Source organism: Bdellovibrio sp. 22V (genome assembly GCF_030169785.1).
Classification (GTDB): domain Bacteria; phylum Bdellovibrionota; class Bdellovibrionia; order Bdellovibrionales; family Bdellovibrionaceae; genus Bdellovibrio.
The window spans coordinates 2,168,904-2,181,990 of record NZ_CP125854.1; the positions used below are offsets into that span (position 1 = coordinate 2,168,904).

A 13,087-nucleotide genomic window follows, 5' to 3' on the forward strand; every position below is an offset into this window, starting at 1 on the left:
TATTCCTACTCCATTTTTTGACAAATGGAGTCAACTGCTAAATTAAATAGCATTTTACCATGTTCGGCAGAGCAAAGGCTCGGGTTTGAACCCATTCGGCCATCGGGAAAAATTTCTCGGAATTCTTGAGGCGCCATCGGCCAATGTGGACGATCTTTCGTGGGCTGAAAATTCATCTTCGGAACGTCTTTATAAGCTTCAGGATGTGTGTACATCGTGACGGAAATCTCCCCGCACGTGGCGTGGAATCCGTTTTCATTCCCAAAAACTTTGTTTTCGTAAGCCGTGACTTCAGGAAGATGCCACCAGTTAAAAAGCTTAATATCGAAAGTTTCTTTGTCTTGTTTGGCTTGGCAGAACGCCGAAGTCAAAGGCGCGATATTTCCGCCATGACCGTTAATAAAAGTGAACTTATTAAAGCCGTGCTTGCCAAGACTTTGAATAATCTCTGTCACGACTTGAATGTAAGTGAGTGGAGAAAAAGTGATCGTGCCCGGAAACGCCATGTGATGAACGGCCATGCCAAAACAAAGCGGCGGCGCCACCAGAGTTTGAGTTTTTTCTCCCACGGCTTTAGCGACTTCCCATGCCGAAAGATAGTCGATACCGATAAGCCCTGTCGGGCCATGTTGTTCGGTTGAACCGACAGGCACAATGATGTGCTTTTTGGTTTTGAGATACTCTTCCACTTGTGGCCAGGTTTTTTCTTGTAGATTCATCGACATTGTCTTGCTCCAGTCCTCTAAGCACACATAAGATTAAGATAAATGTCTATGGATAACGGAACTCGTCAGCTTTCTTTTCCTCTGCGCGGTGAATGGCCTGCGGCCGACGTCGTGGCTTTGCGCGATGTCGACGTGGTAGGTGTCGGTGGTCTGCGCCGCCATCAGCTCGAAGAGTTGCAAAAAACAAAGAAAATTATTTTGCAAACGCATGAAAATAAAATTCCTTCTTCGGTTCTTTCGATTTATCAGGCCGAGCTTCTGCGCACATTGCAGTGGCTCCGTCCGTTCAAAGTGGAAGAAGGGACGTCTTTCGATTTTGTTCAAGAGCAGAAAAATCTTTTTGATAAGATTTTTCCTCTGACCAAGCAGGGCTTGGGATTTACTGCCAACAAACTTCGCGATTCGTATCTGGAAGACATGGAGTGGAGCAGCTGGCTTTTGCAAGATCACTGGCGCTATTTCGTCGGGTATCTTCGTCAGAAATTTCCGGACAGAATGGATTTGATGGAGCTCGCACATTGGGAGTGGGTCCTGGCGTGGCTCGAAATTCAACCGTTTGATATCGGCGCTTTGGAATTCGGTTTGGTGGTGATCAATCCAAGTCTTCAGGTGGTTTCGTTATCTCAGGACAATCCTGTTTTAAAGCGAGACAAAGGTATGTATGCTTTTGTTTACAGTGACGATCGCGGTACTGTGGTGGAAAGGTCACTGGACGTCTATGAAGCGCAAATCATCGACTTATTACAAGAAGATAGAAAGTACACACCTGAGCAGTTGGTGCAAGCCGCGCTTTTAAGTGACGAAATAACACCACGGCTATCGCCCGAGGAATGGCAAAAAAAGTTTTTATCATTGCAAGCCGACGCTATACTCATTTGTGTAAGTGGATAGTTCAGATTCGACGAACAGGGAGAGTGAGTATGAAATCTAAATTGTTGGTGTTAAGCGCGTTGTTGAGTGTAGGTCTTTTTGCTTCCATCTCTGAAGCCCGCAGCACCGGTGGCGGTGTGATGTTGACGGCGAATGCGTTTATGCGCAACACAACCTCAAAGGTAGGCAGTGGTTCCGAAAGCGAAAGCAAGGTGAGTACCTATGATTTGAAGCTGGGTTATCTTGGCGGTAGCGGCTTGTATCTGGGCGGTATCTACTCTATTTCCAAGACAGAAGGTAGCGGCGCCTCAACGGACGGCAAAGCTTTAGGTGGCTCTATTGGTTATGTCGGAGCCAGCGGATTTTACGTGCAAGGTCACTACTTAGCGCAAGCAGAGTACGGCGATTGGAAAGAGGGAACAGGTTTCCAAGGTGACTTCGGTTATATCACGAATGTCACAGGTGCTTTTATCGTGGGCGTTGAGCTTTCATATCGCGCGATTGAGTATAAAAAAGACGAAACAGATGCTTCTGTTTCCAGTATTAAAACATCGGAGTTGATGCCACTTCTCACGGTCGGCTTTATTTTTTAAGGACGAAAAATATAAATTTTAGAACGTTATTGTGAGGCTCCCAGGACGGGAGCCTTTTTTATTTTGCGGTCTATAGACCCTTAAGAATTTCGTTCAACATTTGCAGATGTGGCAGAGGATGTTTCCCGACGTGATCGATCATAAGCTTTTTTGCGGCCTCAGCTTTTGGAATGCCTTCAAAAGTAATCAAACGATCCATCGCATTCGCGGAAGACACGATAATCGCCAAAGGATCCTGTTCTTTCTCGCGCAGACCTTGAGGTCCCGTGCCGTTAATGGTTTCTTCGTGTTGCGCGATGATGTTGATGACAGTTTGATCGAAGTGTTTTTTGTCGTGCACGCGCAAAGCACCTTCTCTTGGATGGCGATCCCACATCGCTTTGTCAGCGGCACTCATCGTATCGAGAGGCTGATTCAAGTTGAGCGTCGTATTGTGATGACCATAATCGTGCAGAAGAGCGCCCAAAGTCAGGAGCTGAGTTTTCTTAGGGTCGGTGACTCCCAATTTCTGAGCTAAAGCAATCGCCAGCGTTGAAACCGTCACGCCATGATGGGCGATATTTTTGTCGGTGTTTTCCATGTTCATGATCGCACCCATAGCCTGGGCGTTACTCATGATAAAGCTGACGTATTTACCGGCAGCATCTTTAGCATAGTTGTAGGACTCGACGTTGTCGGCGTTTTCAAAAACCTCTTCCGTATTGCTTTGCTGCGATCCTTGAATGATTTCAGCACGCGTTTGAATGTCCTTGTTCGAGGAGTTGTCATAAGCCGTTTCAATATTCTTCTGCAAGTAGTTGCGATAAGCGGCTTCCTCGTCATTGAGGATGTACATTTTGCGAAGCTTTTTGTCCTTAAGACGCTTAAGGCGTTCCCCTTCGAAACTGTCGCCGCGACGAAGGTAGAGAACCATTTTCTCGTTGATCTTAACGTAAGCGTTGAAATCGATTTTTTGATCTCCGCGCAGGGTGCTTACGCGAATAGAAACATAATCCATTGCCTGAGTTTCCTTCGGTTGTTATCGTGAACCTATGTCGATTGATAAAGAAATTGTAGAAGATTTTGTGAGTGAGTCAAAGACCTTAATTGAGGAATTGATAGACCTTCTCGAAGGTATTGAAGGTGATTTTTCTCAGGTTCTTAAGTTGGCCGATTATGGCAACAACGTCGACCGCATCATGGGGGGAGCGAAAAGTTTAGCGATGCTCGCGCCTCCGGATCACGCTCTTCATATGATTTCTGACTACGCAGCTCTTTGCAAAGCCGTCGGTTACAAGGCGTCGCAAATCACCGACAATGAACAATTTTTTGATGTGTGCGTAGCCGTATTGTTAGACGCCACGGAAACCCTGAGCACGCTGCTAAGTAATATTCACGAAGATGGCAAAGTCTTACGCGAAACAATTCCGCAAGCCTTCATCGAGCGATTGCGTTGGGTCTCAAGCCAATTCAGCGAAGCCTACAGTATGAGCGTCGGCACAGGCGCAACGCCACAAAAGCTAAAACAATCCGAAATCGACGACCTCCTCAAAAAGCTCGGCCTCTAAAAATCAGCGGGCATCTTTTCCGAGTTGGGTGAGAGTCCATTGGGCGAGTTCGCCGAGTTTTTCGTGTGTTTGCAGTTCGGACACTTCGTTTGTGAGGGAGTGCAGTCGACGGTTGGCGACGACGATCAGGGCATTTCTTTTTAAGCCGAAAGAGCCAGCGCGGGCGAGCGGAGTTCCTAAGAAATCGCGGCCGATTTTTTTTCCTGAAGCCGTCAGAATATAGCGGAGATCTTCAACCAAGAGCTGCTCATCGTTGTCATTTAAGGGCAATGATTTTTCGATGGAAAGCTGTCCCTTAAAAACTTTTTGATTCCAAGGACACACTGTTTGGCACAGATCACAGCCAAAAAACCAATCGCCGATTTTTTCGCGCAAGTCTTCGGCAGGAACTTGGCGCGATTCAATCGTCAAATAGGAAATGCATTTACGCGCATCCATCTTACGCGGTTCGAGCAAAGCTCCTGTGGGGCAGACGTCGATGCATCGAGTGCAGGTGCCGCAAAAATCCGGCAGCGGAGAAAACTCTGTTTGCATATTCAGTGACGAATAAATTTCGCCAATAAAAAACAAGCTGCCTTTTTTGGGATGAATCAGACACGTGTTTTTCCCGACCCAGCCTAAGCCCGCGCGTTTCGCAAGATCGCGCTCCAGCACGGGGCTGCTATCTGTGAATGGCAAAAACTCTTCTCCAGGAAAAAGCTCTTGCAGTTTTTTACAGAGAACTCCCATGCGCTCTTTAAACCAGAAATGATAGTCCATGCCTTGGGCATAAAGACTCACGCGCGCTTGCTTCAGGGGAAAGTCGGTTTTGCGTTCAGGGTGGGGGTAATACGGAATCGCAAAGACCAATGCACTTTGGGCGCGCGGCCACTTCGATTGCGGGTTTTCTTTGATCGGCGCATGTTCTTCAAGATATTTCATGTCCCCGTGAAGACCTTCGTTGAGCCACTCGCGATAAAACTCAAAACTCAAAGGTTTGCTCAATGACGTGAAACCGAAATGGGAAAACCCCAATTCTTCAATGGTTTCATCAATAAGAGACTTCATCTCCTGTGGCGTCACGAACAAACTCTTTCTTTCAGGCCGGTCTTTTTCTACAATGAGGACATGTCACAAGTCCAAAAACTCTTGGAATCTCATCCTCATTGGGCGGCTGTGGAGGCAATTTACCACAGGTTGCAAGCGCATGGCTACAAGGCCTTTTTGGCCGGGGGCTGTGTGCGCGATGCCCTTTTGGGTATTCAGGCTAACGACTTGGACTTAGCGACGGATGCGACTCCCGATCAAATTGAGTCTCTTTTTGAAAAAACGGTCAACGTCGGAAAGGTCTTCGGCGTGATGCGAGTTCTCGTCGAAGGGGCCGACATCGAGGTCGCGACATTCCGAACGGATATGGATTATAAAGATGGCCGTCGGCCTGAAGGGGTTGAGTTTTCGTCGCCGCAAGAAGACGCTCAACGCCGCGATTTCACGGTGAACGCGCTTTTTTATGATCTCGTGAGCAAAGACGTGCTTGATTATGTTCACGGGCAAGAAGATCTGGCAGCGCGTATTTTGCGCACGGTGGGCGAACCGGAAAAACGTTTTCAAGAAGATCATTTGCGTTTGTTGAGAGCCGCGCGTTTTTCCGCGCAGTTGGATTTTGATATTGAAGAAAGAAGCTTTGCGGCCGTCAGCAAGATGGCGTCGCTTGTCAAGCGAGTCAGTGGCGAGCGCATTCGCGACGAAATGGCCAAGCTTTTAAAAGCCAAAGCACTGCGCCGAGGGCTGGACATCATGTCGATGTCGGGGTTAATGAAAGAACTTTTTCCTTTCCGCGAGCGCGATAACTCCTGGACCGATCATCCCGCCGTGGAGGCCTGGCAGAATTTCAGTCTTTTTTTTGCTAAGGCAGAGAAATCTGAACTCGAACAAGGCCTGAAGCTCTTGCGACTTTCCGTGAAAGAAATGCGCGCCATTGAAAGAGCTTGGACCCTGTGGAAGTCGCCCGAAGATTTTTTCAAACAAAGCATGGGTCAGCGTTTGCAGCGTTTGCAAGAAGACGGCGTTCTTTATGCTTTACAGATTTTGTTACGACAAAACACTTTATGGAAGCTTGAAATCGAAGAGCTTTTCGCCGAGTGGTCCTTTTGGCAACAGCAATTGCCGAAGCCGTTTTTAAACGGAGAAGATATCAAAGGACAGTTGAGCGGTAAAGCTATCGGGGAGTGTCTGGCATTGGCCTACGAACAACAACTAGAACGTAAACTGCGCAGTCGTGACGAGGCTTTGCAGTGGTTGCAGAAATATTTGGAAAGAGAGCCGTCTTAGATGGAATTCGCATATGTTCCAAGTACGTGGAAGAGATTTTTTGCCCACGGAATTGATCAGTTATTTATTCTGCCTTTCTATTTGCCTTTTGCGGGAGTTTTCTTTCGCCTGGCATTCACGGAAGATGATGTCTTTCTTAATTTTATCCAGCTTGCGGTTTTGTTTTTAATTCCTGCTTTGTTTGAATTTGTGTTTTTATATTTGCTGCAGGCGACTCCGGGAAAGTGGTTCCTGGGATTGCGGGTGGTGCCGGCGGGGGATTATCAAAAGCCCTTGCATTGGTCGCAATGTGTGCTTCGTGCGCTCGCAGGCCGATTGAGTTTCTTTTTCTCGTGGGCCATTTATGCCTTGGCCTTCTTTCGCTACGATCGCACACATCTCTGTGACTGGGTGGCTGAGACTCGCGTGGTGCAAGCGACTCCCAGAGCGAATAAAGCCGAGCTGCGCTGGATTGTGGGCGTCATCTTCGTCCTTCTTTATGCTTATGAGGGACTTGTTTCTTCCCAAATGATTTTAAAATCAATTGATTGGTCTAATCGCCAGGCGAATTTGCGGGAAGTTTTCGACATTCAAGATTATGTCGATGTCACCTTTGAAGACTAAGCGGCCGGCTTCCATTTCTTAAAGATTTGCGTGGTGAGAATCAGATCCACTTCGCCATTACCTTTCATCGCATTATCACGAAGAACGCTGATCGCTTGGGTTGGCGTGCAAGTTTGTGCGCCTTCTTGCAGAGCGGTGAGTTCATGGAAGCGATAAGCCAAACTCATGAGCTTTCCAAACTCTGTTAAGTCGCTGCTTTCGGGCTGTTTGGGGAATCCTGTTCGTGCGCTGTTTTCGCGGTGCTGAGCAATCGCTTCAGAAATCTCTGGAGACAAAGGCACTTTTTTGCTCTTAACCATAATCACAGAGCGGTCGGGATAAAGTTTATACTGCGCGAGCTCTTCATCTGAGTACTTGCTGACAGGTTTATCGCCAACAGAGGCGGGAAGCTGCGCCAAGCCGACATTATGAAGAAGTCCGGCAATCGCGGCACTTTCACGCTTTTCCTGATTCCAGCCTAAGAGTTGCGCGAAGTAAGCGCCGTAAGCGGAAAGACAGATGCAGTCGTGATAGAGCGAACGCGTGTTGCCTGCGAAGCGAAAGATCTCTTCAAAGAGAGTCTCTGAATCCATGTCTTTGGTAAGTTCAAAATCGGCGACGATGCTTTTGCATTTTTCGTAAATCAGCTTTCCTTCCTGATAGTCCGTTGCGGCGCCATTCAGGAATTGCGTCATGATTTCATAGATCGCTTTTTTAGAGCGGTGAAACTTTTCGGTCATGGAAATCGGCAAAGGTTCGTTACGCTGACTCATGACCGTCCGGGCATACTCAAAAAACTCTTTCATCTGAGTTTTCTTGATGTACATCTGCTGTTTCAAGTTTTTGAATTTAAGAAGCTGTTTTTCTTCAACGCAATCGCCGTTTTTACGAATTAAGATCGAGCGCTGGTTAGCTGGAAGATGGCAGAAAACATCGAAGTTCACGTTTGTCTGGGCGTCCATATCGCGCAAATCCACAGGCATTAATGCTGTGATCGGCAGGCAGTCGCCTTCCATTTCAATCGGAGCGAGTTGCAAAACCATGTCGGAGATAAACTCACGGTCGAAATTGATGTGCATCAAGTGATCTGCGCCGTTCTTTCTGACGACGTTGAAGTCCAAAGGGGCTTCAGCAGAGTGCAGAACAATGATCGGGCAGTTGGGATAATTCATTTTCGCGGACTGCACCCATTCGTTGGTTTTGTTGGTGCCGTCTTGTCCGTCGATAAGAGCGAGAATGGGAGAAAAGTCTTCAGAAGAGGTTGTTTCCAGGAGGTCATCAACGGAGCGGAAATGCTTCAGTTGATAGGGATAGTAACCCTTCAGGATGACAGCGACGGCCTCCCAGAAGGAGTCACGGGGACTCGCTACAAGGACGTCAACTGTCCGACCTGAAGGATTTGCCATTTAGGCCACCGTTATCTCCACATAAAAAGTGGATCCATTCGTAAGATTAAAAGGAATAACTAACGTAGCACCTTTATCTGCTTGAGTGATTTTGAAATCACCTGCGATCACCGTCGGAATCGCCATTTCGAAGTTATACCCAAGTTGGTTCAACGTCGTCTTCGCGGAGCCGTAGATCATATTTGTCATCTCACCAACAGCGTCGGAAACTTCGCCGTTGATCTCGGTGTATTTTTCACCAAGCATGTTCTCAAGAATATGGAAGATGCTCTCTTTACCGTAAGAGATCAAAAGAGTGCCTTTAAGGGGAGGGGCGACCATACCGACCATGCCGGCGATTTCACCTTTAAGAACGAACTGAGGTTCGATAAAAGGTTTTCCCGGAGTGGCATCGGTTTGAGCCATCGTTTTAAGTGTTTTAACAACTCCATCGACAAAAGCACTGATCAGGCGTTTGTCGAAGAGAGGATTGAGCGCTTCAACTTTCGGTGCAGCAGACATGAATTAAATCTCCAAAACTAGATTAAGATGCCTTCGCTGTTGCCGAAGGATTGTGTTTCGCGTAAACGCGCTCCATTTTTCCTTTCAAAGTCGCTGAATTGAAAGGCTTCACTACGTAATCAGACACACCGGCTTTTGCCGCTTCAAGAATGTGTTTTTGCTCAGACTCCGCCGTTACTAACATAAAGGGGACTGACTTAAAGCGAGGGTCTGCCTTACAGCTTTTTAATAGGTCGATTCCCTGCATGCCGGGCATATTCCAGTCCGAAATAATGAATCCATAAGGCTGGCCCGCATCATGAGCTGCCTGGATCATAGGCAGGGCCGTTTTGCCATCGTCCGCTTCTTCGACATTGGTATAGCCAAGCTCATTTAGCACTTTTTTGATGATTTTCCGCATAGTTGCGAAGTCGTCGACGACTAAAAACTTAGTATTTGTGGGAAACATAATATCTCCTGAAATAAGGGAAACTTGTAAAATCCACATGCTTATCGGTCTAGTTTTTTAAAACTAGAGTCCAAACCTATTGCGAATTCCAGAAATTGTTGTCAGACTTTATTACAGGTGGTCGTGCTACTTTTGGACATGAGTCCTGGGTGGCGTACAAGGTTTAGACGGATTTAAAACTAAAACAATTTAGCGGGAGGGAGCAAGGATGCTCAGAGATGTCCTCATTCAAAAAGGTCTTTCAAACAGAGAGGCAGAAGTTGCTGAACTTGTTTCAAAAGGCTTGTCCAACAAGGAAGTTGCGAATCAGCTTTTTGTTACTGAAAAAACAGTAAAATTTCACCTCACAAACATTTATAAAAAAATGAATGTTAAGTCTCGTGCACAGTTGATCGTATGGTGCTTGCCTCACCTTGGTTTCGTTGAAAGCGAAGTACGCGCTGAAAGCAACAACCAAAGTGCAGCTGCTGCGACTGCATTCAATAACAACGCAACTCAAACGATCCCAGCTGGATCTGCGACTGTTGCGGGTACAACGACTCTTCCAGGTGGCGGTTTGAACCGTGGTGGTAACTCCGACATCGGTATGGGTGGAATCTAGACCTTTCTCAAAAAAGGTATAGAATAAGAAGGCACGGCTGATAGGCTGTGCCTTTTTTTATTTGGGTGTCTGCCCCAGCAAAAGGAATCTCCATGAGTAAAACTTCCAAGCCCGTGGCCTCGTCTCAAGTCATCATGACTCAACTGGTTCTGCCTTCGCACACAAATTCTTTGGGTTCCGTCTTCGGAGGAACGATCATGTCCTGGATCGACATCGCAGCAGCGATTGCGGCGCAAAGACATGCAAACAAGGAAGTCGTCACGGCAAGTATTGATCGTCTGGATTTTGTGGCTCCGGTCTATAAAGGCTGGGTGGTGAATTTGAAAGCCAGTGTGAACTTCACTTCCAGAACTTCGATGGAAGTCGGCGTTCGTGTCGATGCCGAGAATCCTAAAACAGGCGAGACATTCCATACAGCTTCGGCATATTGTACTTTCGTGGCATTAGGTTCGAACGGAAAGCCTGCAGAAATTCCAACACTCGAGCTTGAAACGGAAGACGATAAACGCCGCTATCAAGAGGCGCAAAACCGTCGTCAACAACGTCTGCAAAATCGTCCTAATAAGTAATTATTTGCAAAGAATCTCGAGCCAGCGAATCGCTTCCTGAGCTCGAGCCGGAAGAGTCGCGCCTTCGGGTTGTCCCATGCTGGCATGAGCGCGCACGGTTTGTTCTTTCTTATCGCAGTCTTTTTCAGAGGCTGTTTTTAAATCCGCAACGTCAAAAACAGGCTCCAAAGTATAGTAAAGACGCGAGACTTCTTGTTCCTGCGCAGAACCTTCTTTGGGATTTGTTTTCTCGTAGTCGTTTAAGGTCGTCTCAAAGGATTTCTTTAAGTCTTTTAGATAAGAGGACTTCTTTGCAAAAGTTTTTTCTTTGGCTGCCTTTTGGTAAGCAGCTTCAGACTCTTTATAGAAGTCGTCAACCTTTTTCAGATCGGCTTGCGCAAACGAAAATGAAAGAGCGACAAGAGTGAAGATTATTGCACGCATGTGTCGCCTCTTTTATCCGCTTCGGTGGGTTTGTCTTTCATGACTTTCAAAAGCTCATCTGCGAACTTATCTTCCGTCTGATTGACGTAAGCATTGTTGGCAATGATTTTTGATTTTGCTTGAGCAGGGGTTGTGCTGTCGCTAAAGCGGAAACGACGAATCAAGGTTTTTGCTTCTTCAGGGCCACCGGGACCGTAAGCAACAAGAGTCAGATAGTTGATGACTTCATCGTTGCGAGCAAGTTTTTGCGCGCGTTTTTCCAACGCGGGTTTGATGATGTTATCGCGCATGTGAATATAATATCCCAGTGAATACACAAGATTTCTTGCGATGCCATCGCCCGGGCGGATCCACGCGCAATAGTTGCGGGCAGAGCCAGGGGAGGGCGGCGGGGAGTTGATGTCTTTTTGAATGATCTCTTTAAAAGGTCTGCAGGAAGGGTTGTTACTCGCCATCAGACCTTCAAGAATATAGAAGGCGTTACCTTCGATAAATTTTTTGCCTTTATACCAACCGGCGATTTCGTCGACAGGGTTTGAAGTCAGTTGTCCTAAGCCTTTGCCGCCGCTGTAAGCGATGTAAAAATTGAATGCTGTTTCGTTGTTAAACTTTTTCAGGATAAAACGCGGATCGATGGGATTTCGTCCCGTCGACATACAGTTGATCGCCTGGTTCACGGCGTAGTGAATAAAATCGACTGTTTTTTGGCTCAAGCAAGGGGCGCTGGCTCCGGCGTTTTCAAATTTCTTTTTAGTATCGCCGTTACAGCTATAGCCTTCATTGCCGACTTCACGTTGCAAAGAAGCTTCGATACATTCTTTTTTAATCTGCTTTGTCCTTACCGAAGAAATTCTGCTGATCGCGTCGATAAAATCACCGCTCAGTTGCGGAGAAGACGCCTTCATTGACGGCGGACAGTCTTTGATATCAAGACCTGAGCGTTTCGTATTAAAAGCGACCGTAAGAGGGTCAGAAGCCGCTGTGAGAGATTTATTGATGTCTTGATTTTGATTGCCCTTTTTGCCGGATTTGTCGTTCACACATTTATACTGCGCGGACGACTCAAAGCTGAGGGCGAAAGAAAGAACTAAAACTGAAAGACAAATAAAAGCTTGTTTCACTAGGGCCTTATCGGCTCTCTCGGCGAGACATTAACTAAAACAAGACCATAGTCCGCGAAATACCAACATAAAGGTGATCCGCGAGTTTCCTTCGTATACGGAACAAGCTTATTTAACTAAGTATTCTTTCCAGCGGCTCATAAGAGCTGGTGAAAGCTGCGTGTAGCAGACAGTTCCTTCAGTGGCTGTTTCTTTGCGAAGAATCTGAGCTTCGCGTCCCAAGTCGAAGATTTTGTATTCTTCAGAGCGTGGGAAGTAAAGCTGCACGTCGGTCTGCATTTCGCTCACGGTTTGCGCCATAAGTTTTTTCAACTGCTCCATGCCTTGGCCAGTCAGTGCGCTCACGAAAACGCGCGGGTAGGCTTTCACACGGAACTGGCGTTCCAAAGGAGCTGCATCCACCTTGTTAAAGACATGGATGATTTTTTTATCAGCCCAGTTGAATTCTTTGATAAGTTCTTCAACGACTTCGATCTGTCTTTCCATATTCGGCGAAGACAAATCCACCACGTGAAGAAGCACGTCGGCTTCAGAAGACTCTTCAAGTGTTGCTTTAAAAGCTTCGATCAACTGAGTTGGCAGCTTGCGGATAAATCCGACGGTGTCTGTGACGACAGCAGGAGGTCCATCCGGCAAAAAGATCTTGCGAGTCGTCGGATCCAAAGTTGCGAAGACTTGGTTTTTCGCCAAGACTTGCGCGCCCGTCAGTCTGTTGAGAATCGAGCTTTTTCCAGAGTTGGTATAACCAATCAACGCAAAAGACGGGATCTCATGACGACGGCGAGATTGTCTGTGTTGCGCGCGATTTTTACGAACACCTTCAAGTTTCTTCTTAATAAGAGCCACACGCTCACGAATACGGCGACGGTCATTTTCAAGAGCGGTTTCACCAGGACCGCGTGTGCCGATACCACCACCTTGACGAGAAAGAGACTCCAACCACGCACCGACCATGCGGGGCATTTGATCGAGCAATTGTGCAAGTTCTACTTGAAGTTTTCCTTCAAATGTTTGCGCTCGTTGCGCGAAGATATCAAGTATCAACTGGTTGCGATCCACAACTCTTACTTTAACTATTTGTTCTAAGTTTCTTTGTTGGACTCCGGAAAGCTGGTGATCCATGACAACCAGGCTTGCGCCGCTATCGCGAACCATCTCGGCCACTTCCTCGACTTTGCCTGTTCCAATCAGTGTCGCTGGATTCCATTGCGGTAAAACTTGAATAAGTGAACCGACCACTTCTCCGCCGGCGGCAGAGACGAGTTCTTCAAGTTCCAGCAGATTTTCTTTAATTTCACTGAGGGGCTCGGATTTGAGTCCGACGCCGATGACGATGGCTCTATCTTGGGCTTTGATGTGGGCTTGATTAGTCAATGAGATCAACCCTCCCT

16 protein-coding genes are annotated in these 13,087 nt (G+C 47.0%); 7 read left to right on the forward strand and 9 right to left on the reverse strand.

Going from position 1 to position 13,087, the window contains the following annotated elements; genetic code table 11:
* Positions 1-5: 5 nt before the first annotated feature.
* A complete protein-coding gene (locus tag QJS83_RS10460; protein WP_284604615.1) occupies positions 6-725 on the reverse strand; it encodes a creatininase family protein in 720 nt (239 codons plus the stop codon).
* 42 nt (positions 726-767) lie between these two features.
* Between QJS83_RS10460 and QJS83_RS10465 the strand changes: the two genes are divergently transcribed.
* Both QJS83_RS10465 and QJS83_RS10470 read left to right on the forward strand, forming a co-directional pair.
* The gene (locus QJS83_RS10465) at positions 768-1,616 is read left to right on the forward strand and encodes a hypothetical protein (protein WP_284604616.1); all 849 of its coding nucleotides are present in this window, start codon (positions 768-770) and stop codon (positions 1,614-1,616) included.
* Between the two features lie 29 nt (positions 1,617-1,645).
* Positions 1,646-2,188, forward strand: a complete 543-nt coding sequence (locus QJS83_RS10470) for a hypothetical protein (RefSeq protein WP_284604617.1) — start codon at positions 1,646-1,648, stop codon at positions 2,186-2,188.
* A 70-nt stretch (positions 2,189-2,258) separates the two neighbouring features.
* Here QJS83_RS10470 and QJS83_RS10475 read toward each other — a convergent pair whose 3' ends face one another.
* Complete coding sequence (locus QJS83_RS10475; protein ID WP_284604618.1) at positions 2,259-3,185, reverse strand: HD-GYP domain-containing protein; 927 nt, start codon at positions 3,183-3,185, stop codon at positions 2,259-2,261.
* Positions 3,186-3,252: 67 nt separating this feature from the next.
* Here QJS83_RS10475 and QJS83_RS10480 point away from each other — a divergent pair, with 67 nt between their 5' ends.
* Positions 3,253-3,735: a hypothetical protein gene (locus tag QJS83_RS10480; protein ID WP_284604620.1), complete on the forward strand. Its 483-nt coding sequence runs from the start codon at positions 3,253-3,255 to the stop codon at positions 3,733-3,735.
* 3 nt (positions 3,736-3,738) lie between these two features.
* On the opposite strand, the gene queG is transcribed toward QJS83_RS10480, so the two are convergent.
* A complete protein-coding gene (gene queG / locus QJS83_RS10485) occupies positions 3,739-4,782 on the reverse strand; it encodes a tRNA epoxyqueuosine(34) reductase QueG (protein WP_284604622.1) in 1,044 nt (347 codons plus the stop codon).
* A 60-nt stretch (positions 4,783-4,842) separates the two neighbouring features.
* Between queG and QJS83_RS10490 the strand changes: the two genes are divergently transcribed.
* Together QJS83_RS10490 and QJS83_RS10495 are read left to right on the forward strand one after the other, a co-directional pair.
* On the forward strand, positions 4,843-6,045 hold the full coding sequence (locus tag QJS83_RS10490; RefSeq protein WP_284604623.1) for a CCA tRNA nucleotidyltransferase: 1,203 nt from the start codon (positions 4,843-4,845) through the stop codon (positions 6,043-6,045).
* Entirely contained in the window at positions 6,046-6,648 is a 603-nt protein-coding gene (locus QJS83_RS10495; RefSeq protein WP_284604624.1) for an RDD family protein, read from the forward strand.
* Here the strand turns inward: QJS83_RS10495 and QJS83_RS10500 are convergent.
* Genes QJS83_RS10500 through QJS83_RS10510 form a run of 3 tightly spaced genes read right to left on the reverse strand, consistent with a single transcriptional unit; the run spans position 6,645 to position 8,982 of the window.
* Positions 6,645-8,033: an HD-GYP domain-containing protein gene (locus QJS83_RS10500; RefSeq protein WP_284604625.1), complete on the reverse strand. Its 1,389-nt coding sequence runs from the start codon at positions 8,031-8,033 to the stop codon at positions 6,645-6,647. The genes QJS83_RS10495 and QJS83_RS10500 overlap by 4 nt on opposite strands.
* The gene (locus QJS83_RS10505) at positions 8,034-8,534 is read right to left on the reverse strand and encodes a chemotaxis protein CheX (RefSeq protein ID WP_284604627.1); all 501 of its coding nucleotides are present in this window, start codon (positions 8,532-8,534) and stop codon (positions 8,034-8,036) included.
* Between the two features lie 22 nt (positions 8,535-8,556).
* Entirely contained in the window at positions 8,557-8,982 is a 426-nt protein-coding gene (locus tag QJS83_RS10510; protein WP_284604631.1) for a response regulator, read from the reverse strand.
* A gap of 208 nt (positions 8,983-9,190) precedes the next feature.
* Between QJS83_RS10510 and QJS83_RS10515 the strand changes: the two genes are divergently transcribed.
* Positions 9,191-9,583, forward strand: a complete 393-nt coding sequence (locus QJS83_RS10515) for a helix-turn-helix domain-containing protein (protein ID WP_041873967.1) — start codon at positions 9,191-9,193, stop codon at positions 9,581-9,583.
* A gap of 92 nt (positions 9,584-9,675) precedes the next feature.
* Complete coding sequence (locus QJS83_RS10520; RefSeq protein WP_284604634.1) at positions 9,676-10,152, forward strand: acyl-CoA thioesterase; 477 nt, start codon at positions 9,676-9,678, stop codon at positions 10,150-10,152.
* Here the strand turns inward: QJS83_RS10520 and QJS83_RS10525 are convergent, their stop codons facing one another.
* The 3 genes from QJS83_RS10525 to hflX all read right to left on the reverse strand — a co-directional run bounded on the left by QJS83_RS10525 (position 10,153) and on the right by hflX (position 13,070).
* A complete protein-coding gene (locus tag QJS83_RS10525) occupies positions 10,153-10,575 on the reverse strand; it encodes a hypothetical protein (protein WP_284604636.1) in 423 nt (140 codons plus the stop codon). It abuts the gene before it with no gap.
* Complete coding sequence (locus QJS83_RS10530) at positions 10,563-11,696, reverse strand: hypothetical protein (protein ID WP_284604639.1); 1,134 nt, start codon at positions 11,694-11,696, stop codon at positions 10,563-10,565. The genes QJS83_RS10525 and QJS83_RS10530 overlap by 13 nt, the downstream gene beginning before the upstream one ends.
* 108 nt (positions 11,697-11,804) lie before the next feature.
* On the reverse strand, positions 11,805-13,070 hold the full coding sequence (hflX, locus tag QJS83_RS10535) for a GTPase HflX (RefSeq protein ID WP_284604641.1): 1,266 nt from the start codon (positions 13,068-13,070) through the stop codon (positions 11,805-11,807).
* Positions 13,071-13,087 lie beyond the last annotated feature (17 nt).

Bases quoted from the DNA above. Each gene is read 5' to 3' on its own strand.
- queG (WP_284604622.1), bottom strand. From the start codon at position 4,782: ATGAAGTCTCTTATTGATGAAACCATTGAAGAATTGGGGTTTTCCCAT.
- QJS83_RS10460 (WP_284604615.1), bottom strand. From the start codon at position 725: ATGTCGATGAATCTACAAGAAAAAACCTGGCCACAAGTGGAAGAGTAT.
- QJS83_RS10525 (WP_284604636.1), bottom strand. From the start codon at position 10,575: ATGCGTGCAATAATCTTCACTCTTGTCGCTCTTTCATTTTCGTTTGCG.
- QJS83_RS10520 (WP_284604634.1), top strand. From the start codon at position 9,676: ATGAGTAAAACTTCCAAGCCCGTGGCCTCGTCTCAAGTCATCATGACT.
- QJS83_RS10470 (WP_284604617.1), top strand. From the start codon at position 1,646: ATGAAATCTAAATTGTTGGTGTTAAGCGCGTTGTTGAGTGTAGGTCTT.
- QJS83_RS10500 (WP_284604625.1), bottom strand. From the start codon at position 8,033: ATGGCAAATCCTTCAGGTCGGACAGTTGACGTCCTTGTAGCGAGTCCC.
- QJS83_RS10505 (WP_284604627.1), bottom strand. From the start codon at position 8,534: ATGTCTGCTGCACCGAAAGTTGAAGCGCTCAATCCTCTCTTCGACAAA.
- QJS83_RS10475 (WP_284604618.1), bottom strand. From the start codon at position 3,185: ATGGATTATGTTTCTATTCGCGTAAGCACCCTGCGCGGAGATCAAAAA.
- QJS83_RS10495 (WP_284604624.1), top strand. From the start codon at position 6,046: ATGGAATTCGCATATGTTCCAAGTACGTGGAAGAGATTTTTTGCCCAC.
- QJS83_RS10515 (WP_041873967.1), top strand. From the start codon at position 9,191: ATGCTCAGAGATGTCCTCATTCAAAAAGGTCTTTCAAACAGAGAGGCA.
- QJS83_RS10490 (WP_284604623.1), top strand. From the start codon at position 4,843: ATGTCACAAGTCCAAAAACTCTTGGAATCTCATCCTCATTGGGCGGCT.
- QJS83_RS10465 (WP_284604616.1), top strand. From the start codon at position 768: ATGTCTATGGATAACGGAACTCGTCAGCTTTCTTTTCCTCTGCGCGGT.
- QJS83_RS10510 (WP_284604631.1), bottom strand. From the start codon at position 8,982: ATGTTTCCCACAAATACTAAGTTTTTAGTCGTCGACGACTTCGCAACT.